This is a genomic window from Buttiauxella cochleicola (genome assembly GCF_021282405.1).
GTDB lineage: Bacteria > Pseudomonadota > Gammaproteobacteria > Enterobacterales > Enterobacteriaceae > Buttiauxella > Buttiauxella massiliensis.
Genome location: NZ_JAJSOU010000001.1, coordinates 412,431 through 433,772, shown reverse-complemented (window position 1 = coordinate 433,772; position 21,342 = coordinate 412,431). Strand labels below are relative to the sequence as shown.

22 protein-coding genes are annotated in these 21,342 nt (G+C 50.6%); 9 read left to right on the top strand and 13 right to left on the bottom strand.

Features of this window, described 5'->3' with window-relative positions; translation table 11 throughout:
- Positions 1-69 precede the first annotated feature (69 nt).
- A complete protein-coding gene (gene paaZ, locus LVQ79_RS02025; RefSeq protein ID WP_232863718.1) occupies positions 70-2,100 on the top strand; it encodes a phenylacetic acid degradation bifunctional protein PaaZ in 2,031 nt (676 codons plus the stop codon).
- 62 nt (positions 2,101-2,162) lie between these two features.
- On the opposite strand, the gene LVQ79_RS02020 is transcribed toward paaZ, so the two are convergent.
- Both LVQ79_RS02020 and LVQ79_RS02015 read right to left on the bottom strand, forming a co-directional pair.
- Complete coding sequence (locus tag LVQ79_RS02020; RefSeq protein ID WP_064518959.1) at positions 2,163-2,798, bottom strand: carbonic anhydrase; 636 nt, start codon at positions 2,796-2,798, stop codon at positions 2,163-2,165.
- Between the two features lie 174 nt (positions 2,799-2,972).
- Positions 2,973-3,887 (bottom strand): LysR substrate-binding domain-containing protein, encoded by a 915-nt coding sequence (locus LVQ79_RS02015; RefSeq protein WP_232863717.1) that lies wholly within the window; start codon positions 3,885-3,887, stop codon positions 2,973-2,975.
- Positions 3,888-4,092: 205 nt separating this feature from the next.
- On the opposite strand from LVQ79_RS02015, the gene LVQ79_RS02010 reads away from it, so the two are divergent.
- Positions 4,093-5,013, top strand: coding sequence for a DMT family transporter (locus LVQ79_RS02010; protein WP_232863716.1), 921 nt, complete (start codon positions 4,093-4,095; stop codon positions 5,011-5,013).
- Here the strand turns inward: LVQ79_RS02010 and LVQ79_RS02005 are convergent.
- Positions 4,970-5,902: a LysR family transcriptional regulator gene (locus LVQ79_RS02005; protein WP_233337884.1), complete on the bottom strand. Its 933-nt coding sequence runs from the start codon at positions 5,900-5,902 to the stop codon at positions 4,970-4,972. The genes LVQ79_RS02010 and LVQ79_RS02005 overlap by 44 nt on opposite strands.
- Positions 5,903-5,993: 91 nt before the next feature.
- On the opposite strand from LVQ79_RS02005, the gene LVQ79_RS02000 reads away from it, so the two are divergent.
- Positions 5,994-7,154 carry an amidohydrolase gene (locus LVQ79_RS02000; RefSeq protein ID WP_232863714.1) on the top strand — a complete coding sequence of 387 codons (1,161 nt, stop codon included), beginning with the start codon at positions 5,994-5,996 and terminating at the stop codon, positions 7,152-7,154.
- Positions 7,155-7,185: 31 nt separating this feature from the next.
- Entirely contained in the window at positions 7,186-7,944 is a 759-nt protein-coding gene (locus LVQ79_RS01995) for a transporter substrate-binding domain-containing protein (protein ID WP_232863713.1), read from the top strand.
- Between the two features lie 128 nt (positions 7,945-8,072).
- On the opposite strand, the gene LVQ79_RS01990 is transcribed toward LVQ79_RS01995, so the two are convergent.
- Entirely contained in the window at positions 8,073-8,786 is a 714-nt protein-coding gene (locus LVQ79_RS01990) for a DUF2846 domain-containing protein (protein ID WP_232863712.1), read from the bottom strand.
- Between the two features lie 148 nt (positions 8,787-8,934).
- Between LVQ79_RS01990 and tyrP the strand changes: the two genes are divergently transcribed.
- Entirely contained in the window at positions 8,935-10,146 is a 1,212-nt protein-coding gene (gene tyrP, locus LVQ79_RS01985) for a tyrosine transporter TyrP (RefSeq protein ID WP_232863711.1), read from the top strand.
- Here tyrP and LVQ79_RS01980 read toward each other — a convergent pair whose 3' ends face one another.
- Positions 10,147-11,037, bottom strand: coding sequence for an ABC transporter six-transmembrane domain-containing protein (locus tag LVQ79_RS01980; protein WP_232863710.1), 891 nt, complete (start codon positions 11,035-11,037; stop codon positions 10,147-10,149).
- 95 nt (positions 11,038-11,132) lie between these two features.
- On the opposite strand from LVQ79_RS01980, the gene LVQ79_RS01975 reads away from it, so the two are divergent.
- A complete protein-coding gene (locus tag LVQ79_RS01975) occupies positions 11,133-11,717 on the top strand; it encodes a TetR/AcrR family transcriptional regulator (protein ID WP_232863709.1) in 585 nt (194 codons plus the stop codon).
- Here LVQ79_RS01975 and LVQ79_RS01970 read toward each other — a convergent pair.
- The 8 genes from LVQ79_RS01970 to LVQ79_RS01940 form a co-directional block, all read right to left on the bottom strand.
- A complete protein-coding gene (locus tag LVQ79_RS01970; protein WP_232863708.1) occupies positions 11,704-12,600 on the bottom strand; it encodes a transporter substrate-binding domain-containing protein in 897 nt (298 codons plus the stop codon). The two genes, LVQ79_RS01975 and LVQ79_RS01970, sit on opposite strands and share 14 nt — an antisense overlap.
- A 9-nt stretch (positions 12,601-12,609) precedes the next feature.
- Entirely contained in the window at positions 12,610-13,389 is a 780-nt protein-coding gene (locus LVQ79_RS01965) for an amino acid ABC transporter ATP-binding protein (RefSeq protein ID WP_232863707.1), read from the bottom strand.
- Entirely contained in the window at positions 13,373-14,299 is a 927-nt protein-coding gene (locus LVQ79_RS01960; RefSeq protein WP_232863706.1) for an amino acid ABC transporter permease, read from the bottom strand. The genes LVQ79_RS01965 and LVQ79_RS01960 overlap by 17 nt, the downstream gene beginning before the upstream one ends.
- Positions 14,300-14,308: 9 nt before the next feature.
- Positions 14,309-14,812 carry a GNAT family N-acetyltransferase gene (locus LVQ79_RS01955; protein WP_134182543.1) on the bottom strand — a complete coding sequence of 168 codons (504 nt, stop codon included), beginning with the start codon at positions 14,810-14,812 and terminating at the stop codon, positions 14,309-14,311.
- Positions 14,813-14,822: 10 nt separating this feature from the next.
- Positions 14,823-15,758, bottom strand: a complete 936-nt coding sequence (locus LVQ79_RS22645) for an ABC transporter substrate-binding protein (protein ID WP_151993536.1) — start codon at positions 15,756-15,758, stop codon at positions 14,823-14,825.
- Between the two features lie 37 nt (positions 15,759-15,795).
- Positions 15,796-17,106 (bottom strand): LLM class flavin-dependent oxidoreductase, encoded by a 1,311-nt coding sequence (locus LVQ79_RS22640; protein WP_502258305.1) that lies wholly within the window; start codon positions 17,104-17,106, stop codon positions 15,796-15,798.
- A gap of 63 nt (positions 17,107-17,169) precedes the next feature.
- Positions 17,170-18,306, bottom strand: a complete 1,137-nt coding sequence (locus LVQ79_RS01945; RefSeq protein ID WP_232863705.1) for an amidohydrolase — start codon at positions 18,304-18,306, stop codon at positions 17,170-17,172.
- A 10-nt stretch (positions 18,307-18,316) separates the two neighbouring features.
- A complete protein-coding gene (locus LVQ79_RS01940; protein ID WP_232863704.1) occupies positions 18,317-19,351 on the bottom strand; it encodes an MsnO8 family LLM class oxidoreductase in 1,035 nt (344 codons plus the stop codon).
- A 312-nt stretch (positions 19,352-19,663) separates the two neighbouring features.
- Between LVQ79_RS01940 and LVQ79_RS01935 the strand changes: the two genes are divergently transcribed.
- From LVQ79_RS01935 to LVQ79_RS01925, 3 genes are read left to right on the top strand one after another with little or no spacing between them, the layout of a single operon-like run.
- A complete protein-coding gene (locus LVQ79_RS01935) occupies positions 19,664-19,987 on the top strand; it encodes a helix-turn-helix domain-containing protein (RefSeq protein ID WP_232863703.1) in 324 nt (107 codons plus the stop codon).
- Entirely contained in the window at positions 19,972-20,286 is a 315-nt protein-coding gene (locus tag LVQ79_RS01930) for a HipA N-terminal domain-containing protein (protein WP_232863702.1), read from the top strand. The genes LVQ79_RS01935 and LVQ79_RS01930 overlap by 16 nt, the downstream gene beginning before the upstream one ends.
- A 2-nt stretch (positions 20,287-20,288) precedes the next feature.
- A complete protein-coding gene (locus tag LVQ79_RS01925) occupies positions 20,289-21,326 on the top strand; it encodes a type II toxin-antitoxin system HipA family toxin (RefSeq protein WP_232863701.1) in 1,038 nt (345 codons plus the stop codon).
- The last annotated feature ends 16 nt before the right edge of the window (positions 21,327-21,342 follow it).

Sequence of the window (21,342 nt, the reverse complement as noted above, 5' to 3'; positions counted from 1 at the left end):
CACCTTGCTTTTTATGATTCACAAATCAAACATTAGTGTCATTAAACGTAATGCTTAACGAGGTGTTTGATGCAGCAGTTAACAAGTTATCTGGCAGGCAATTGGGTGATGGGCCACGGCAAAGAACGTACGATAAATCATGCAATTAATGGCGAAGCTTTGTATCAAGTCACAAGCGAAGGGCTGGATATGGCACAGGCACGCCATTTTGCTATCGAGTCTGGAGGTGCTGCATTACGCGCTCTGACCTTTGTGCAACGTGCGGCGATGTTGAAAGCGGTGGCAAAACACCTGCTGGCAAACAAAGAAACGTTTTATGAAGTTTCTGCACAGACAGGTGCGACCCGCGCTGACAGTTGGGTTGATATCGAAGGCGGTATCGGCACCCTTTTCGCCTATGCCGGTATGGGAAACCGTGAACTGCCTGACGATGTGCTGTGGCCAGAAGATGAGATGATCCCGCTTTCTAAACAAGGTGGGTTTGCCGCCCGCCATGTGCTGACATCGAAATCCGGCGTGGCGTTGCACATCAACGCGTTTAACTTCCCTTGTTGGGGCATGTTAGAAAAACTGGCTCCGACCTGGCTTGCCGGAATGCCAGCCATTATCAAACCGGGTACCGCCAGTGCACAATTGACCCAGATAATGGTGAAATCCATCGTCGATTCTGGACTAGTACCGGAAGGTTCAATCAGCCTTATCTGCGGTGGCGTAGGTAATCTGTTTGAACTGCTTGATGAGCAGGATGTTGTGACCTTTACCGGCTCCGCCAGTACCGGACAAAAGTTACGTTGTCATTCAAATATTGTTGCCCGCTCTGTACCTTTCACCATGGAAGCCGACTCGCTTAACTGCTGCGTGCTGGGCGAAGACGTGACACCAGAACATCCTGAGTTCGCGTTGTTTATCCGTGAAGTGGTGCGTGAAATGACAGCCAAGGCCGGGCAAAAATGTACCGCGATCCGCCGTGTTATCGTCCCACAGGTTCAGTTGGAAAATGTTATTCAGGCGCTGAAAGCCAAACTAGAGAAGATCCAACCCGGCGATCCTGCGCAGGAAGGCGTGAAAATGGGCGCACTGGTTAGTCTTGAGCAGCGTGACGATGTGCAAAGCAAAGTGAATCAGTTGGTTGCCGCTGGTTGTCAGATTGTGATCGGTGGCAAAGCGGATAACTCTCGTCCCGGCGCCTTCTTCCCGCCAACGTTATTGCTATGCCAGCATCCAGGTGAAACGCCAGCGGTGCATGAACTGGAAGCGTTCGGCCCAGTTGCTACCGTGATGCCTTATCACAATTCAGAACACGCGATGGCGCTGGCACGTGCAGGCCAGGGTAGCCTTGCGGGAACGCTGGTCACGGCGAGTGGCGATATTGCGCGCCAGTTTGTTCTGGGGGCCGCCCGCGCTCACGGGCGCATTCAGGTGCTAAACCAGGAGTCATCCGTGGAATCTACAGGTCACGGATCGCCGCTGCCGATGCTGGTTCATGGCGGCCCTGGTCGCGCTGGTGGTGGCGAAGAGCTTGGTGGCCTGCGAGCAGTGAAACATTACATGCAGCGCACGGCGATTCAGGGCAGCCCATCAATGCTGGCGGCGGTAAGCAAACAGTGGAGTCACGGAGCGGCGGTGCATGAAAGCCCGGTTCACCCTTTCCGTAAGCATTTTGACGAACTGGAAATCGGTGAGAGTTTACTGACCGCGCGCCGGACCATTACAGAGGCTGATATTATCAACTTCGCCAATCTGAGTGGCGACCATTTTTATGCTCACGTCGATAAAATTGGTGCGGCCGAGTCGTTCTTTGGCGAGCGTGTAGCACATGGCTACTTTGTGGTATCAGCTGCAGCGGGCCTTTTTGTTGACCCAGGTGTTGGGCCCGTTATTGCCAACTACGGTATGGAAAACCTGCGCTTTATCGAACCGGTGAAAATTGGCGACACTCTGCAAGTGCGGCTGACGTGCAAGCGCAAAACTGCCAAACCGCAAAAGAATGCGGAAGACAGACCGGTTGGTGTGGTGGAGTGGGCAGTTGAAGTGCTGAACCAGGATAAACAATCCGTGGCGCTCTATTCCATTCTGACGCTGGTTGCGCGTAGGGTTTAGCAGACCAACTGAAAACTTCCGCCCGGTTATTGCCCGTGGCGGAAGTTTTCATAAATGGCTAATTAAGACGCCGTTACACCAGGATTGTCTGATAACGAGATGAATTTACCGCATTTGCTATCGAAAGCTTCAATACATCCTGATTCAATATCATAAACCCAGCCGTGAAGCGTGATGTTGCCCTTCGCAAGCGCTAACGCAACACAAGGGTGAGTACGTAAATTCCCCAGTTGAGCGATCACGTTTTGGTGCACCATGCCGTCCACGCGAGATTGGGTTGAGCTATGCTCTTCAGCTTCGTTAATGGCTTTTGCAGCATCGGCATAACGTAACCAGTGGGCAACGGCTGGCATATGGTCAAGACACTGGCAGTTGGCGACAGCTGTCATTGCTCCACAGTCCGAATGCCCGCAAACCACGATGTCACGAACGCCAAGCGCCATCACCGCATATTCAACTGAAGCTGAAACACCACCAGGCTCAGGCCCGAACGGTGGCACAATATTACCCGCGTTTCGAATGACAAACAGTTCACCCGGTTCACGCTGTGTCACTAATTCAGGAACCAGTCGGCTGTCAGAACAGGAAATAAAAAGTGTTTTAGGATTTTGATTTGATGCGAGTTTTTTGAAGAGTTTGGAACGTTGCGGAAATGCTTCTTTCTGAAACCTCAAAAAACCGTCAATAACGTCTTTCATCGTAAGCCCTATATATCTTTTGTGCCGATATGATGCCACGCTGATAATGGCAGATCAATTAACTGTCATGCGATATATATATACACATATTTATTGTTATTATAATTCACCCTTCTTTTCATGTTGCTTTATATCCGCTTGATTCGAATAATCTGCATTGGTTCCAGGTCACTATCATGTCTCCTCACCCAACCGCGTTATCACCCTGCGCAAATAAGTCAGCATTGCTGTTGCCGTTTCGCTCAGGGAGGATTCAGCAAGCGTTACCGCGCCAACATCCATGTAGGTGGTGCTGTCGGCAATGCTGCGCCGCATCACGCGTAACCCTTCGAGCGACCACGGGCGGTAAACCAGATCCGACAATATCGTCACACCCTTTCCTTTTGCGACCAGACTGCGCACCGTTTCGAACGATGTGGTGGTGAAAGAGATATTTGGGCTGCCACCACGTGTGCGCCAGTGCTCTTTAATCACGTCAGGATATTCATCAGTATCCAGTAGCAAGAATGGCTGGTTTTCGATATCTGCCAGATGAATGACGGACTGGTTCAATAGCGGGTGGCCTTGTGCGGCCCAAAGTCGACGTGGTGAACGAATAAAGATTTCTGTTTTCAGGGCGTTGTCGTGCGCAATATTTGAGGTTAACAGCAGCGAGAAATCAATATCCTTAAGTTTTAATGATTCGGTTAATTCCTGTGGATTCTCCTCAATGAAATTAATCGTCATTAATGGGAAGTGCTGTTCAACTTCAAGAATAATCGCCGGAAGCAAATAAGCGGAAAGCGTTTTGGCGATGCCAATATTCACTGTGCCTTGTTCCAGTTGCGGTTGGTGTAGCAAATCGTCGATGGCAAGCTGGCTATCATTAATAATCTTACGGGCGTAATGCAGGAAGCGCTCACCTGCGGCGGTGAGTTCAATACCTTTTGGCTGGCGCAAAAACAGCTGGTTGTTTAACGAGGCTTCGAGGTTGCGCATGGCGACCGTCATCGACGACTGCGAGATATTACAGCGTGATGCCGCTTTGGAAACTTGCTGTGTTTGCGCAAGCGCGATGAAAAACTCAAGCTGCCGCAGTGTGAATCTCATAGTTTTAAACTATACCTCGCCATGAAAAAGATGAATTAGATTTGATTGTCTCACAACCCTACCATGGTCCTAAGAAAGCCAATGATTCAAGCAAAAACAGGTGTCAAACCGCTAGTTTCACGCAGTCTTTATCAGCTGCGTGAAATCGCCTATATGAATTGAATCTATAGCTGAGTGTATTAAACCATTTTCTGGAACTCAAATTATGCCGTATTTACTGTTAAGCCTTGCCGCCTGTTTCTGGGGTGGAAACTACGTTGTGGGCCACGAACTGGTCGCGCAGGTTGACCCCATTGTGCTGTCGGAGGCCCGCTGGATGCTCACTGCCCTGTTGCTCATCAGCCTCTATTTCCGGCAGATAAGAGCGCAATGGCAGGCGATGGTTGAGGCAAAATACACGGTGTTTTTCCTCGCTTTATGCGGGCAAGTGTTATTCCCGGTGACGCTATATATCGGCCTGCAATACACCTCATCATTAAATGCAGCGATATATTTATCCACCACGCCTGCATTAGTGTTGTTGATTAATAATTTTATTTTCAAAGAGGATATTTCACGACGCAATATTTATGGTGTGGTGCTTAGCTCTTTGGGTGTGATCTATCTGGTGATGCAAGGCGACCTTCTGCATATGGATACGCTTAAAAACCTCAATCGTGGCGACGTGTGGACCATGGGTTCGGCTGTCAGCTGGGCCTTGTACTGCGCGTTCTTGCGCCTCAAACCCAAACAGGTTGGTGGGAATGCATTTGTTGCGGTAAGTGCCGCGATTGGCGCAATAGTGCTGCTACCGGTGTTATCACTCTATTCGGCGGCCCACTATGCATCTGAGATTAATGCCTACTTTAATTCAGGCTTCTTATTAGGGCTGGGTTACCTGGTTATTTTCCCGTCATGGCTGTCATATTTGTTGTGGAATAAAGGTATTCAGGCCATTGGGGCGACGCGTGGTGAAGTTTATTCGCACCTTATTCCACTCAGCGGTGGCGTGTTTAGTGTGCTGTTTCTCAATGTACCGTTACACGGTTTTCATCTCGTCAGCGCTCTGCTTATCACGCTGGGAATTGCACTTTGCTCGATGGCTACAAAGCAGAAGCTTTTAGCTCCTGACCCATACAGTCGATAAAATATTCGTAAGCCGGAGTCAGTACCTGGTCTTTTCGCAGCATAAAACCAAAGGTGATATCGGGTAGTTGCCTCTGAATATTGAGCGGTACTAATTTGCCTTGCCCTGAGCGAGCGTGCAGCAAAAAATCTGGCCAGATGCTGACGGTGTTAGCATCCTGCGCCAGTGCGGAATAAAGCCCCCAGGAGGTGCAAATATTCACCTGCTCAGGTTCCTGTACGTTTTGCTCCCCCACCAGTTCTTGCCAGAACGGTTGCCAGCTTTCCCGTGTGTGGCTGCACAGCCACTGCGCTTCAGAGAGTTGATTCAGGTTTGTGGCGTTGACCAGCGGGTCGTCTTCCGCCACCGCCAGAATTTGTGGCCAGTGCTGCAAAGCAATCAGGCGAAACTCAGCAATCGGGTCGGTTTGCGCCACAAATGCCAGGCACAAGTCAAAATCGCCATTGCGTAATCCATCAATGATTTGCCCAGGCATGCCTTCGTGAACGTTAACTCTGGCCTGCGGGAAGCGTAAGCGAAAGCGACGCAAAGCCTCGTAAACCGGAACGGTTGCCGAAAGCAAAGAGACACCAATATTCAAACTGGCATGGGATTGCGCTTTCATGGCGGCAATTTCATGTTCTGCGCGGCTGATTTCTGTCATTACGGTGCGCGCGTAACGAAGTAGCGTGTTGCCATATGCAGTGAAACGCACGCCAGCTCCACTGCGCACCAGTAACTGCACACCTAATCTGGATTCGAGTTCTTTGATACTGCGCGTTACGCCCGGTTGAGATAACCCCAACTCACCAGCGGCACCGATCAGCGTTCCGTGTCGGGCAACTGCCACTAAGATCCGCAATTGAGATGTTTTGATAAACCCTCCGCTATAACTGTTTGTTATAGGCATAAGAAACTGGAAATTGACCAATGATTTCAGTCTCTTCTAGCATCATAAAGCCGGCCGTTTTGCGAACTCAGTATAATAGAGGGCTTTATAAGTGGTGAACAATAACCTTGATTTGACGGTAAATATTGCTGAGTTAGTAGCACTACGCCGTGATTTACATGCCCATCCCGAAATTGCTTTTGAAGAAACTCGCACCAGTGAACGTGTCGCAAATTGCCTGCAGCAATGGGGAATCACCCATTGGCGCAATATTGGCGGCACGGGTGTTGTTGGCGTGGTGGAAGGCGAGCGCGGCCAGGGGCGCACTATCGCTCTACGAGCGGATATGGATGCGCTGCCGATGGAAGAAGAAGGCAATCCGGAATATCGCTCAACTCATGCGGGCGCTTTTCATGGCTGTGGGCATGACGGGCACACCGCCATGTTGTTAGGTGCGGCGCAGTGGTTTAGCCAAAACCGCGATTTTGCCGGGAAAGTAGTGTTCTTGTTCCAACCTGCTGAAGAAAACGGCGGTGGCGCACTAGCGATGCTGGAGGCTGGTGCTGAAACGCAGTTTGACTGGGATGAAATTTACGGGCTGCACAATGCCCCACACTTTGCGCCAGGGACTTTTGGCGTGCTGGATGGCGCAATGCTCGCCTCATGTGACGATGTGTTGATAAGCATCGATGGCGTGGGTGGGCACGGTTCCGCGCCAGAGCTAACTCGCGACCCGGTGATTGCCGCAGCACAACTGGTCTGCGCATTACAAACGGTAGTCAGTCGCACCATCTCTCCTTCAGAAATGTCGGTGCTGAGTATCGGTAGCATGCATGCCGGTAGCACGCCGAACGTGATCCCAGCCCATGCAACACTTGCTGGCACCTTGCGCACCTTTAACGAGGCGGTGCGCGCCCAGGCAAAACGCCGTATTGAGGCAATTTGCGAAGGGGTGGCCAAAACCTGCGAATGCGCGATTAGCGTTGGTTTTGCCAATGGCTCACCGGCAACCGTTAACCATCCGACCCAGGCCGAGGCCGCAGCAAAAAGTGCCGAAAAGGTGTTTGGCAAAGACAATGTTTTACGCAGTTTCCCGCCAATGAACGGTTCTGAAGATTTCTCAGAGTTTTTGTTACGCAGGCCAGGTGCTTACGTGCTGCTTGGCCAGGGCGGCGTTTTTTGCCATCACCCAGAATACGATTTTAACGACGATGTACTGCCGCTGGGCGTGCGCTATTTCATTACCCTCGCCCTTGACCGCCTTTGTGCATAACAGCGCTAACTGACTATCACCGGAGTAAAAGATGAACAAATACGTTGCAGGAGTTTGTGGGTTGCTGGCATTGACGGTCTGCCAGTCCGTTCAGGCGCAAACATTACGTTTTGGTACCGACCCCACTTATCCACCTTATGAATCGAAAAAGCCTGACGGCAGTTTGGTTGGCCTGGATATTGCGATTGGTAATGAGATCTGCAAAACCGCAGGCGTCACCTGCCAGTGGGTGGAGTCCGGTTTTGATGGCTTAATTCCGGGGCTGAACGCCAAAAAATTCGATGCGGTTATCTCCTCGATGGCCCCGAATGCACAACGCCTGAAAGTTATCGACTTCAGCCAGACATTGTATGAAGACGACAGCCGTTTAATTTCCGCCAAAAGTGCACCACTGAAGCCTGAGGCAGCATCATTGAGTGGGAAAAATGTTGGCGTATTACAGGGCTCAGTGCAGGCGAAATATGCTGATGCGAAATGGCGTTCGCAAGGTGCCAACGTGACAGAGTACCCGGATCAGCAGTCGATTTACGGCGATTTAGCCAATGGCCGACTGGATGCGACCTTTGTCATTGCCACCTCAGGGCAGTCTGCATTTCTCGACCAACCCATTGGCAAAGAGTACGCCTTCTCTGGTGAGCCAGTGAAAGACCCGATGCTTTCAGCCAATAGCGCCATCGGTGTGCGCAAAGGTGATGATCAGACGCTGAAATTCATCAATGATGCTCTCACCAAAATGATGCAGGACGGCACTGTTGCCCGGCTGGAAAAAGAGTATCTTGGCAAGCATTAATCTTTGGCTGCCTCAGTTAGTGTTGAGGCAGCGTTTTATTTTACTGTTTGAGTTATCGGCGTGAATTCTGAAGACTGAGACAATAATTCAGTACGGCAAAATTCACGCATCCAAAGGGGCATTTCTATTTAGTTATCGCAGTGACCTTGCTGGGCCAGTTTCACTTCCGGTTTGGAAACTACGCGCTTACCTTCGGTTTCAGAAGATTCGCTCAAACCTGCGCCACCGACAAAAGCCCCCATCTTGATATATTGTCTGATGAAGTAGTTTTTTCCTGCTTGCATGAATAACGACAAATCATTTGGAGAGAATTCGGACTCAGTAGAAATTTTGTGCGTCTGGTTACCTGTTACCTGCGTATAGAAGAACGTTCTGTCCGCGGTTTCACCCACACATTTCCCATCGACATACACATCTTTTTTAAGCGATTTACCCGCAAAGCTATCGCGATAAATATATAGCCCAGCTTTATCTTGCTCTGGAGCAGGGAATGCTTTGGCATTAATAGATTCTTGCTCTGGAGCCAAAGGGACGCTTGCACAACCACTGAGAAGTAAGGCGGCTAAAACAGAGGCAGAGAGAAATAAATTTTTAGTTTTCATTTGCACAAATCCTTTTATATAAGCTGTATGTTTTTTATTTATTGCACGCAAAAAGCCACAAGTATCTGAAAGACACTTATTTACGCTTGAGAATTTAAGACGGAATAATGTCGCCAATAATAAATAAAACGTCAAGCAATCAATGGGATAAACACCAATAATGGTAGGGTATGTATCTGACCGTTCCTTAACTACAATTTCCCCAAGAATCTTCCTGGTACAATAAATAAAGACTCGCATTCACTACCGGTCTGAATAATATGAGCACCAACAAAATATCGTAAACATAAAATTACACCTCATGTAACTCTCATTTGACGGAGTCGTAACAATCCCTTACCCTGCGCGGCATAATCTCGTTATTACAAGCGTAAATTCAGAGGGAAGCGTGAAGAATCGCACTCTTGGCAGTATCTTTATCGTCGCCGGTACCACTATTGGCGCAGGAATGTTGGCAATGCCGCTGGCTTCAGCAGGTGTTGGGTTTGGAGTGACTTTCCTGTTGCTCATCGGTTTGTGGGGGTTGATGTGTTACACAGCACTGCTTCTGGTCGAAGTTTATCAACACGTTTCCGCAGACACCGGGCTTGGCACCCTTGCCCGTCGCTACCTTGGACGGCCGGGGCAATGGCTTACCGGCTTTAGCATGCTGTTCCTGATGTATGCGCTGACGGCGGCGTATATCAGCGGTGCGGGCGAATTGTTATCGGCAAGCCTGAGCCAGTGGTTTTCTACTAACATTTCGGTCACCACTGGGGTTTTGCTGTTCACGATTGTTGCCGGAGGCATTGTTTGCATCGGTACCCATATGGTGGATATGTTCAACCGCGTGTTGTTTAGCGCCAAGGTGATTATGTTGGTGGTGATGCTGGGGCTGATGATGCCGCACATCCATCATACTAATTTGCTGACATTGCCGCTGGAGAAAGGCCTCGCACTTTCGGCGATTCCGGTGATCTTCACTTCGTTTGGCTTCCACGGCAGCGTACCGAGTATTGTCAGTTACCTTGATGGCAACCTGCGCAAACTGCGTTGGGTGTTTATCATTGGCAGCGCAATCCCGTTAGTTGCCTATATCTTCTGGCAAGTTGCCACGCTGGGTGCGATTGATTCGGGTGTGTTTAGCGGGCTGTTAGCTAACCATTCAGGGCTGAATGGTTTATTGCAGGCGGTTCGTGAAGTGGTGGCCTCGCCGCATGTCGAATTGGCGGTGCATCTGTTTGCGGATCTGGCGCTGGCAACTTCATTCCTGGGTGTGTCGTTAGGATTGTTTGATTACCTGAGCGACCTGTTCAACCGTAAACGTAATGCATCGGGCCGTGCGCAAACAGGTTTGATGACGTTTGTGCCGCCGTTGGTTTTCGCCCTGTTCTACCCGCAAGGGTTTGTGATGGCGCTGGGTTATGCCGGTGTTGCTTTGGCAATACTGGCGCTAATCATCCCGTCACTTTTGGTCTGGAAAAGTCGCCAGACTCAAAAAGAGCCTGGCTACCGTGTCGCTGGTGGCAAACCGTTGCTGATTCTGGTATTTGCCTGCGGTATCGCCGTGATTGTGATTCAGGCGTTGATTGCATCCGGCGCATTGCCGGAAGTGGGTTAATTACACAAGCCCTGTGTTAACGCGTTTGCCTATCTCTTTAAGCTGCGAGTACTTCTCAAGCAGAGATGGGCCATCATCAAGGCTCATGGCAAACATCCACATGTAGGTCATGACAGAGTAAATATGCCCGGCGTTCCCGACACCTTTCACGGTCATAAGCCAAATGGTCATCGCGAACAGGAACGCTGCGGCAATACCAATAGATAAATAGCCGTATGCCTCCCGGTCGGACAAACGAATACGCACACGCGCCAAAAAGTTGTAATGCTTGTTCAGTGTGTTTTCACTGGCTGTGCCGACAAAACCCACCTCTTTTTCCAGCCTGTCGTTGAGTTTCTCATACAACATTTCGTTCTTGCGCGTATAGCTCGGCAGAAACATCGCGAAGAATATCAACACGCCAAAACAAGCGACACCTGCCCAAAACTCGATAGTCAGCAACATAATCACTGCGCCGATAATTGACGCGACAGAGGTAATCAGTAGCGGCAGGTGTGTTTCGAAGAAATTGACAAATTCACGTGACAACGTCACGCGAGCAGCGATGGTCGAATGACTATGATCATCCTCGCGCTGTGCAAGGATCACCGGTACGGCAAGACCGGCATAGATTCTGGCAAATGTCCGGGTATCCATGCTGCGGCGTGCAGCGCCTATCGCCCACATCACAAAGACCACCAGCGCATACAGCAATGCATGTAGCGGTTGCCCTTTAATGATGGCGTTGATGGCAAAACCCGCCATCAGCGGATAAAGCAGGTAGATAATATTTTCGGCGACCACCAGCATCAGCGTCACAACGAGCTTTTTTCTGTGGAGTCTGGCGAGTTTTTTTAAGGTGTTTAATGCACCGCGCGAAGGTTTAAGTTGAGCGGTTTGTAAGGTTTCCATGACTTTAATTTCTTAGATTGTTATCCTTGAGCGGTTGCTCAACGAATGGAAAGAGTCTATTTGAGCACTTGCTCAAAGTCAACGAAGGTACTGTGATGAAAGAAAAAGCGACTGTTCTAAAAGAGAATATTCTTGATGCGGCGATTGCCCTGTTCACCGAAAAGGGCGTAGAAAAGGTCACCACGCGTGAGCTTACGGAGCAAGTTGGCATCGCCCGTAGCCACATTTATCACTACTTCCCGGACTGGCAGACACTGTGCATCGAGGCGTTTTCGCGCTTTATGTACGCGGATCTGGAAACCTTTACCCAAAAGAGCCGCGCGCTGCCGCCGGAGCAAGGTTTATCCGTTTTTATCGAAGACTATTTACCCGACCGCGCGGATGCCGTTTGGGAGTTGTACAGTTCGCTGTGGCGACTGGCGGTGCATAACAAGGTGTATGCCGATTTTGCGCTGGCGTTAACCGAAAAGTGGGATGCGTTGCTGGCGAGTATTATTCATGACGGCATCGAAAGCGGCGTGTTCCGCCAGACGGATGTTTTGCGTGTCACCCGCCAGCTTGGCGCATTGCTGAACGGGTATTCGGATCAACTGATTATCGACAGCGCGCCGCTCGCCAGAGAGCAGGCGCTGGAGGATATTCACGGGTTTATTGAGCAGGTACTGCTTAGGGATAAGTAATGCCCGGCGGGTTAATCTCAGACGCCGCAACTTCTTCGCCCTTTTCTCCCCAACGGTCGAGAACTTGCTGATATTCGCCACGTTTCACCGCGCCATCCAGCGCGGCCTGTAGCGCATAAACCAGACCATTACCCTTTTTGGTAGTCGTGGCGACATACGCTTTTTTAGGCCCAAGCCCCACAACACGCGTTTTCCCGGTTAATGCCGCTTTGTAGGCGGCGACACTTTGCGGGCCAAACGTTGCATCTGCACGCCCCGCCTGAATATACAAATTGCCGGAAGCGTCATCCGTCAGGTAAATAGGCTGCGCAGGTTTACGCCCTTCACGTTCGTTTTGTTCATTCCAGCCCAGGAGGATTTTTTCCTGATTGGTTCCAGAACCCAAAATAATACGCAGGCCGGAAACATCTGCTGGCCCGGCAATCTTTTGAATTGGGCTGTCTGATTTCACCGAAAATGCCAGCGAATCTACGCGATAGGTCGCAAAATCAAACTTGGTTTTACGCTGCTCGGTTACCGCAATATTCACCAGTGCCACATCGTAGCGACCGGATGTAATGCCAAGCGGCCAGTCTTCCCAGGCGGTAGGCACCAGTTTGAGCTTCAGCCCTAAACTATCGGCCAGCAAACGTGCAATATCAGGATCGCTGCCGATCCTTGTGCGGTTATCACTCGCCAGCATCGCCAGCGGTGGCGAATTTAGTGCTGAAATGGCGACTGTAAGCGTACCCGGCTCAACAAATTTATAGCCCTGAGGAATTTTACTGATAGCCACCGGGTCTTTAGCCGTATGTATCGGCACTTCATTAGCTTTAAGATCGAGACTTCCCTGTGCAAAGCTCGCCGAACTCACTATCAACAGCGCCAGTGGGACAAATTTCATAACTGCTCCTTAGAGAACTTTTGATAAAAACTGACGCGTTCGCGAATGTTGTGGATGGTTAAGCACTTCGTCGCTGCTGCCTTGCTCAACGATTTTCCCGTCGACCATAAACACCACGTTATCCGCCACTTCCCGGGCAAAACCGATTTCATGCGTCACCACCACCAGCGTGGTGCCGGAACGGGCGAGTTTTTTAATCACGTCTAACACTTCGCCCACCAGCTCCGGATCGAGTGCGGACGTAGGTTCATCAAACAGCATCACGCGTGGACGCAGTGCCAGCGCTCGCGCAATGGCGATACGTTGTTGCTGCCCACCGGAAAGATGGCGCGACCAGGCATCCGCTTTATTACGCAGTCCCACCACATCGAGCAGTTGGTAGGCTTGTTCAATCGCCGCTTTACGGCTCAGCTGTTTATGAGCAATCGGTGCTTCAATCAGGTTTTCCAGCACCGTGAGATGCGGGAACAAATTGAAGTTTTGAAACACATAGCCGACGTTAATGCGCTGACGCAGGATCTCTTTTTCTTTGAGTTCATACAGTTTGTCGCCAGCCTGACGATAGCCAATGTAATCACCATCTATCTGGATGAAACCCTCATCTACACGTTCAAGATGATTAATCGCCCGCAGCAAGGTTGATTTGCCGGAACCTGACGGCCCAAGTATCACCGTGACCGAACCTGGTTCCAGTTCCAGTGAGACGTTATCCAGCGCTTTATGGCGGCCAAAATATTTACTCACACCGGTAATCGAAATTTGGCCAGTCTGGTTATGGGGTTGGTACATGGGCGGCCTCCTGAGTCTGCAGCACCGGTTGATGTGACGGATTACGAGCGGGAGTTTGTTGATTAATCGCCGAGCGGCGCTCACTACGTGCCAGCCAACGTTCGACCAGATGTTGAATCAGCGACAGTACGCTTGTGATAACCAGATACCAGACCGCCCCCACCATTAGCAGTGGGATCACTTCCTGAGTGCGGTTGTAGATCATCTGAATGGTGTAGAACAGCTCAGGCATCGCCAACACGTAAACCATCGCCGTGCCTTTAGCGAGACTGATAATTTCATTAAAACCTGAAGGCAAGATGGTGCGCAGCGCCTGCGGCAGAATAATACGCAGCGTACGTCGCCATGCGGGTAACCCTAATGCCGCTGCCGCTTCATATTGCCCGTGATCCACGCCAAGGAAACCACCGCGAATAATCTCGGCTGTATAGGCACTTTGCACTAACGTCAGCCCAACCACGGCGGTAGAAAACTGCCCCAGCACGTTTATCGTTTGGTAACTTCCCCACTGAATTTGGGTAAACGGAATACCAATCGAGAGCGTGTCGTACAGATAGGAGAAGTTATAGAGAATAATCAGCACCACGATCAGTGGCAGTGAACGAAACAGCCAGATATAGCTCCACGCAAGGCTATTTAGCAGCCACGAAGATGAAAGCCGTGCCAGCGCCAACATTCCGCCAATCACGACACTCAGCACAGTCCCTATTAGCGTCAGCAGTAAAGTTTGTGCCAGTCCTTCAAGAATCACCGGGTCAAAGAACCAGCGGGCAAAGACGCTCCACTCCCAGCGGGGGTTAAATGCAACCGACTGGATAACCACAGCCAGCACAAACAGAGCGATAATTGCACCGAGTGTTCTGAGTGGATAGCGCGCAGGAACCACTTTTATCGTTGATGGGGTATGCATAAGTATTCCTCAGGCCGTTTTGCTCAGACGAGCCAACTCTTTGGTAAAACGTAAGCGGCCGTCGAACGGAGCCACACTGTATTCTTCCCGGTTACGGTGAATATCAAACTGCGGTTGGTAGCCAAGACTCAGATAAAGCTTCACCGCTTCTGGCTGGCGAAAACCGGTAGTCAGATAGATATGGCGATAACCGGCAACCTGCGCCCGACTTTCCAGTTCACGCATCACACGCTGAGCAAGCCCTTGTTGGCGTAATGCAGGATGCGTCCAGATACGTTTAACTTCGGCTGTCTGTTCGTCGAATGGCTTATAAGCGCCTGTGGCAATAATTTCACCGTCACGCTCCAGAACAATAAACAGGCCCTGCGGTGCCAGGTACCATTCGGTAAGTTCTACTTCGGCATCACGGGAAAAATAGTCCCCGTATCGCGCTTCATATTCGCCAAATAACCCAGCAATGATCGGCTGTAGCTCTGGCGCCTCAGGTGAAACATCACGAAATTGTTCACGCATGTTCTGCTCCTTAATCGCCAAGACCGGCTGGGTTAACTTCTGATGAAGGGATTTGCTCTACACCTTCTCCCCAGCGATTCAGTACTTTGTGGTAATCACCATTTTTGATGACGCCATTAAGCGCGGTTTGTACCGGTTCCACGAGTCCACTGCCTTTCTTCAACGTGACGGCGATATGCGCAGCTTTCGGCCAGCCGCCATCAACCACGCCAACTAATTGGGTTTTCTGCGTGAGTGCTGCCTTCCAGGCTCCCGTTACATTGGGGCCAAAGAACGCATCCGCGCGGCCGGACTGCAATGCCAGCGTTTGTGCCGCATCGTCTTTGGTATAAACCGGGGTGAAAGGTTTAAGCCCTTTCTTCAGGTTCTCTTCATTCCACGCCAGCAAAATAGATTCCTGGTTGGTTCCCGAGCCGACAATAATGCGCAGCCCGGCAATATCCTCTGCTTTCTCAATCTTCTTGATTGGGCTGTTGGCTTTCACGTAGAACCCTAGTGAATCTTTACGGTAGGTGGCGAAGTCAAATTTCTGTTTGCGCTCTTTGGTCACGGTAATATTGCTGATTGCCGCATCGTATTTCCCCGATGCCACACCCAATGGCCAGTCTTCCCAGGATGTGGGTACAACGTTGAGCTCAAGTCCTAAGCTGTCAGCCACCAGACGGGCAATATCGACTTCGCTGCCGAGCAACGTTTTGTTGTCTTCAGCAAACACGGTCAGTGGTGGTGAGTTCAGCGCTGCAACTGCCACGGTGAATTTACCGGGAACCGCAAAATGATGATCTTTTGGCAGCTGTGCCACAGCCGATGGATTCACGGCCGTGTTAATCGGCGTTTTATTGGCTTCGAGGCTGACGCCAGTGCCGTTAATGGTGACCTCTTGCGCCAGAGTTTGTGCCGAAGAAAGTGCCAGAGCGATAGCAAGGATTAGCGATATTTTTTGCATAGCAGGTTCTCTTTTTTATTGTGATGTTTGGTGTTTGTTACGAAAACTGATTTACGGGTTCTGCCAGGCCCAAACTTTCGCGCAGCGTGGCGCCGGGATACTCCCTGCGGAACAACCCGCGAGCTTGCAGAACCGGGACCACTTCATCGACAAAGCGTGGGAAGGTATCTGGTGTACCGCCCTGAATAATGAAACCGTCGGCGGCATAGCTTTCAAACCACTGCTGCAACCCATCTGCCACCTGCTGTGCCGTCCCGGAAAAACGTGGGCGCGGTGATGCGGCTTCAAGTGCCACCTGGCGTAGCGTCAGATTGCGAGTGTGAGCATTACGTTTGATTTCATCTGTAGTACTGCGGAAGCTGTTCTGCCCCAGGTCTCCGAGATCCGGGAACGGCTCATCAAGCGGATACTGGCTAAAATCGTGGTGCTCAAAGTAGCGGCCGAGGTAATTCAGAGCATCGTTAATTGAGACCAGTGCGGCGGTCGTTTGATACTGGTTCTCCACATCGTCAGCATCTTTGCCAACAATCACGCTCACACCCTGGAATATGTGCAGGTCTTCATGACGGCGGCCATGAGTTTCCAGCTGTTGTTTAACATCCCGATAGAAATGTTGCGCTTCTTCAAGGGTTTCATGATGGGTGAAAATAGCATCTGCATGGCGGGCGGCTAATTTCTTGCCGTCGTCTGATGCGCCAGCCTGGAATACAATCGGACGCCCTTGCGGCGTGCGGGAAATATTCAGCGGCCCTGCTACCTGGAAGAAATCTCCGCGATGATCCAGCGTATGTAATTTATTGGGGTCAAAGAATTGCCCACTGGCTTTATCACGGATAAATGCATCTTCTTCCCAGGAATCCCACAGCCCTTTCACCACATCCAGATATTCATCAGCAATGCGGTACCGCAGCGCATGTTCCGGATGTTTTTCACGGGAGAAGTTCTTCGCCGAGCCTTCCAGTGGCGATGTCACCACGTTCCAGCCCGCACGCCCTTTACTCAAATGGTCAAGGCTTGCAAACTGGCGAGCGACGGTAAAGGGTTCACTGTAGGAGGTAGACAGTGTGCCAACCAACCCCAAATGCGAAGTGACGCTGGCTAATGCTGACAGCACCGTTAATGGCTCAAATCTATTCAGGAAGTGAGGGATCGATTTTTCGTTAATATATAAACCGTCTGCGACAAATAAAAAGTCCAGCTTGCCCGCTTCTGCTTTTAACGCCGTATCTTTCACAAATTCAAAACTAATGCTGGCATCAGCAATAGCTGCCGGGTGACGCCATGCCGACATATTTCCTGATGCGCCATGTAAGATTGTTCCAAGACGCAGTTGTCGATTATTTGACATATGTACCCCTATATTTTGGCCGCACGCATCCCGGGGAGTGATACCCCTGCAAATGAGCAATAGTTAATTTTTTAGTAATGCCTGTTCGGCAAGTGTCGCGAAATATCGCGCCGCATTCTCAATTAATGCCTCATCCGGATTAAACGCCGAATGATGTAAACCATAAGGGCTGGCGCTACCAATACTGACAAACGCACCGGGAATGGTTTGCAGATAAACAGCAAAGTCTTCGCCACCCATATGCAGTTCGGAGGTTTGTGTGTTGTAACCCACGCTTTCTGCGACCTGCATAGAAAATGCCGCCCATTTCTCATCGTTGATTAACGTCACCGGCCCGTTAAACCACTCCACGTCAATCTGAGCACCAAATGCACTGGCTAAGCCGGAAGCAATTTCGCGGATGCGTTTCTCGACCTGTTTTTGAATATCGCCATGATGCGTGCGCACCGTTCCTTCAAGCTCAACGTTTTCAGGCAGTACATTCCAGGTATTACCTCCCTGTATGCGTGTCACACTTACGACCACTGAATCCAGCGTATCGATATCGCGACTGGCGATAGTTTGCAGTGCGATAACCAGCTGGCTTGCCAACACAATAGGGTCGTGGCCTTCATGTGGGCGAGCGGCATGCGCACCTTTCCCTTTCACCCGCAAAACAAAGCGATCGACATTGGCATAGAATGCGCCGCCTCTGGTGGCAAAGGTGCCGACAGGTAAACCGGGTTCGTTATGCATTCCAAAAATGGCTGAGACATTTTCCAGCGCACCGGCCTTAATCAATGCCTTTGCGCCGGTAAAGTTTTCTTCTGCCGGTTGAAACAGCAAGCGAACGCGACCCGCCAATTGGTTTTCACGCTCCTTAAGTAACAAGGCTGCGCCGAGGATCACGCTGCTGTGAACATCATGCCCGCAGGCATGCATCACGCCGTCATGTTGTGAGCTAAAAGAGACGCCGCTGGTTTCATGAATAGGCAGTGCATCAATATCAGCACGCAGCGCAATCACCTTATCGCCGTGCCCTACTTCAGCCACCACACCAGTGGCTAGTGTGTACGGCAACAGACGCAGCCCTGCGGATTCCAGCCAGTGCCTTATACGAGCGGTAGTTGCCACTTCCTCGCCGGACAGTTCAGGGTTTTGGTGGAGCTCACGTCGCCAGTCGATAAGCTGTTGTTCGAATGTCTGTGGGGCAAATGTCATTGTCATCCCCTTACCAGGCTTCATGCTGTGCAGTAAAGGAGGTGGCAAAATCAGACACGGGTTTCTCGGTCGTTTTACCTGCCAACAAACGCAGCGACTGCAAACGTGCTGTCGGGTCGGCAATTGGGGTATCAATAATAAATTCGTCGATGCCAAACTGCTGGCTTAATGCCGCAAGCCCGGCTTGAACTACCTCGGCGGTGCCTTTAAGCAGCGAGGGATCGCGGCGTTCGATTTTTTTGATGGCGCTGCCCGCCTGGCGAGAAAATGCGTGTGCCTGCGCTTCACTGGCGACACTAACGCGTTGGTTGTTTTCAAGCTCAACGCTCCAGATTTCAACCAGACTTGCCAGTGCGTCGGCAGTATCCGCATCCGCTGCCACAATCACCTGCACAGCCACCTGCGTGTCGCGCTGGCTTTTGCTGTGCCAGGCGTTAAGAACGTCGCGCATTAGAGTTTTATCGCCATTCAGATGGGCGGCGTAGACGAAATTCCAGTTAAGATTTGCGGCAAGTTCTGCGCTCTCAAGGCTTGCACCCAGCAAGAAACGCTCAGCGCTTTGTGCAGGAACGGGGGTTGCACGTAAGGTTTCCTCGTCATCCTGCGCTGCTGGTAATGAGAGCCAGTTATCAAGCTGAGTGAGTTTTTCCGCGAACGACTCTTTATCTTGCCCGGCACGTTGCAATGCTTGCGTGGAAAGCGGCAACCCACCCGGCGCTTTACCTACACCGAGATCCACACGACCCGGAGCAAGACTTGCTAATAAATTGAAGTTTTCCGCCACTTTATAAGGGCTGTAATGTTGCAACATCACCCCGCCGGAGCCGACACGAATGCGGCTGGTTTGCCCAACAATCCAGGCAATCAGTAACTCAGGAGACGGACTTGCCAGACGGGAAGTGTTGTGGTGCTCGGCAATCCAGAAACGGTGATAACCCCAGTCTTCGGCCTGTTGAGCCAGATGTAACGTGTGTTTCAGAGCGTCGCCAGGAGTGCCATCCTTTGCGACCGGACTTTTATCCAGCAGGCTGATTCGATAAGACATGCGACAAACTCGTATTGTTTAACATGCCTTAATTAATAAGGTTTTCGCCAACACGAGTGAAACAATTAATTTACATTTGGTTATCCAGTTTCTGGATAAGCCGATTTTCATGACGCAGATAAGGTCATAAATGGTCTATTTTTATATTTGTGAATCTAAGTAAGGTCTTTAATAAACCATTAAAGCCCTATCAGACCAAATATGAGCTATTTGAATTAAAAAAAGACAATAAAGCTCATGCATGATACATTTTTGTATCACAGGCTCACATTTAACCGTTTCCCTGCCTAAATTAAGAGAAAGGGGTCAAAAATGAACTACGACACAGCCACGCTTGCCGACAAACTCCACGCTATGGGCGAATTACTGAATGACGTTAAAAAGGTGGTGATTCTGCGGGCGCAGGAATCTGATCTCACTTTTGATGAACACGTCATTGCTGAATCCGCGCAGTTGGGGCAGCAGTTGAACCAGCGCCGCAAAGAGCTTGATATCGATCTGGCGACGCTGGAACTGCAAACCGGCGTATCCGCATCAACGCTCAAACGCCTGTTTAAAGATCCCGACCAGGTCAAATTCGGTACCGTGTTGCGAGTTGCTGACGCATTAGGAGTGAAGCTGTGCGCCGCCGTGTAGAAGTGTGGTTATACGGTGAACCTGTGGGTGAACTGCGCCAGGACGATGACGGTTTTGCGTTTAGCTACTATGCCGACTATATCGGGCCGCCGCTCTCCTTAAGTTTACCGGTGCGTGTCGGCCACTTTCACAGCCGAACACTACCGCCCTTTTTTGCATCATTAGCACCGGAAGGTTGGTTGAAAATGCGTTACAGCCAACTGCAACAACGCGATGAGCATGATCTACTCGGTATGCTGATTGATAACGGCAAAAACTTGATTGGCGCAGTACAGCTGGTCAACACCCAGGAGGATTAACAATGCGCTGCCACATTCTTTTGACTCCGTTGGTACAGGCCAAAGAGCAGGCGTCAGGTTATTCGAACAAAGGCCTCAAGCACCTGACCAGCTCCGGTAAGGTCAACCCGCAGCTGAGTTTTACGCGCAGTGAATTTATTCACGAATTGCCAAAAGCCCAGCGCGGAATGAGTATTTCCGGGTATCAGCCGAAACTGCAAATGGTGGTACGCGATGGCGAATTTGCGGTGGTAGAGCATCAGGGTGAATACATACTCAAACCCTCTCCGGCCGAATTCCCTCATCTTGCGGAAAACGAACACGCCACAATGACGCTCATGTCGCGACTGGGGTTTGACGTACCACCACATGGATTAGTAAGTTTTGCGCCCGAAGGAAATGATACCGAGCGTGAGTTGGCCTTTGTTATCCGCCGCTTTGACCGGGATATGATAACCGGGGTGGCTATTCACCAGGAACAACTTGATGCGGCGATGAATGTTGGTGAAAAGTACGGCAAAACCGGCAGTGACGGAAAGCAATATGTCAGTTATCAGCAACTGGCTGCGTTCCTGACCCAGCATGTTAACAGCAACCTCGCCTTTAAAATCGACTTGTTCCGCCGTATCGCCTATGCCTATTTGCTGGGTAATAACGATATGCATCTGCGCAATTTCGGGTTGATGCACCCGAGAGTTGGCGAACCCACGCTATCCCCGGTTTATGACTTTGTCTCTGTTGCACCCTATCCGGCTATTTTTAGTTCCGGATTTATGGCGCTGCCCCTGCTTATCTGTGAAGAAGGCGACCGGGAGTTAGCGCCGGGTTTCAAAACGGCATATGGAGAATATCTGGGAATGGATTTCCGGGAGCTTGGGTTAGGAATGGGTTTAACCGAGAAGCTTATTGTGAAACTGCTTAACGATTTGCAAAAAGAGAGCCGGGTTGTGGAGTCCGTATATCGTGATTCATTTATGCCAGCCGAGGCAATTGATGCCACGCTGCGTTGCTACCATCAGCGCCTGGACCGTTTAATGCGGTTAGATGAAGCAGTATTGTAGAGAGATGTCGGATCTC

What these genes read in the sequence shown, in the direction of transcription:
- paaZ (WP_232863718.1), top strand. Translation starts at nt 70, where the DNA reads ATGCAGCAGTTAACAAGTTATCTGGCAGGCAATTGGGTGATGGGCCAC.
- LVQ79_RS02020 (WP_064518959.1), bottom strand. Translation starts at nt 2,798, where the DNA reads ATGAAAGACGTTATTGACGGTTTTTTGAGGTTTCAGAAAGAAGCATTT.
- LVQ79_RS02015 (WP_232863717.1), bottom strand. Translation starts at nt 3,887, where the DNA reads ATGAGATTCACACTGCGGCAGCTTGAGTTTTTCATCGCGCTTGCGCAA.
- LVQ79_RS02010 (WP_232863716.1), top strand. Translation starts at nt 4,093, where the DNA reads ATGCCGTATTTACTGTTAAGCCTTGCCGCCTGTTTCTGGGGTGGAAAC.
- LVQ79_RS02005 (WP_233337884.1), bottom strand. Translation starts at nt 5,902, where the DNA reads ATGCCTATAACAAACAGTTATAGCGGAGGGTTTATCAAAACATCTCAA.
- LVQ79_RS01995 (WP_232863713.1), top strand. Translation starts at nt 7,186, where the DNA reads ATGAACAAATACGTTGCAGGAGTTTGTGGGTTGCTGGCATTGACGGTC.
- LVQ79_RS01990 (WP_232863712.1), bottom strand. Translation starts at nt 8,786, where the DNA reads ATGCGAGTCTTTATTTATTGTACCAGGAAGATTCTTGGGGAAATTGTA.
- LVQ79_RS01980 (WP_232863710.1), bottom strand. Translation starts at nt 11,037, where the DNA reads ATGGAAACCTTACAAACCGCTCAACTTAAACCTTCGCGCGGTGCATTA.
- LVQ79_RS01975 (WP_232863709.1), top strand. Translation starts at nt 11,133, where the DNA reads ATGAAAGAAAAAGCGACTGTTCTAAAAGAGAATATTCTTGATGCGGCG.
- LVQ79_RS01970 (WP_232863708.1), bottom strand. Translation starts at nt 12,600, where the DNA reads ATGAAATTTGTCCCACTGGCGCTGTTGATAGTGAGTTCGGCGAGCTTT.
- LVQ79_RS01965 (WP_232863707.1), bottom strand. Translation starts at nt 13,389, where the DNA reads ATGTACCAACCCCATAACCAGACTGGCCAAATTTCGATTACCGGTGTG.
- LVQ79_RS01960 (WP_232863706.1), bottom strand. Translation starts at nt 14,299, where the DNA reads ATGCATACCCCATCAACGATAAAAGTGGTTCCTGCGCGCTATCCACTC.
- LVQ79_RS01955 (WP_134182543.1), bottom strand. Translation starts at nt 14,812, where the DNA reads ATGCGTGAACAATTTCGTGATGTTTCACCTGAGGCGCCAGAGCTACAG.
- LVQ79_RS22645 (WP_151993536.1), bottom strand. Translation starts at nt 15,758, where the DNA reads ATGCAAAAAATATCGCTAATCCTTGCTATCGCTCTGGCACTTTCTTCG.
- LVQ79_RS22640 (WP_502258305.1), bottom strand. Translation starts at nt 17,106, where the DNA reads ATGTCAAATAATCGACAACTGCGTCTTGGAACAATCTTACATGGCGCA.
- LVQ79_RS01945 (WP_232863705.1), bottom strand. Translation starts at nt 18,306, where the DNA reads ATGACATTTGCCCCACAGACATTCGAACAACAGCTTATCGACTGGCGA.
- LVQ79_RS01940 (WP_232863704.1), bottom strand. Translation starts at nt 19,351, where the DNA reads ATGTCTTATCGAATCAGCCTGCTGGATAAAAGTCCGGTCGCAAAGGAT.
- LVQ79_RS01935 (WP_232863703.1), top strand. Translation starts at nt 19,664, where the DNA reads ATGAACTACGACACAGCCACGCTTGCCGACAAACTCCACGCTATGGGC.
- LVQ79_RS01925 (WP_232863701.1), top strand. Translation starts at nt 20,289, where the DNA reads ATGCGCTGCCACATTCTTTTGACTCCGTTGGTACAGGCCAAAGAGCAG.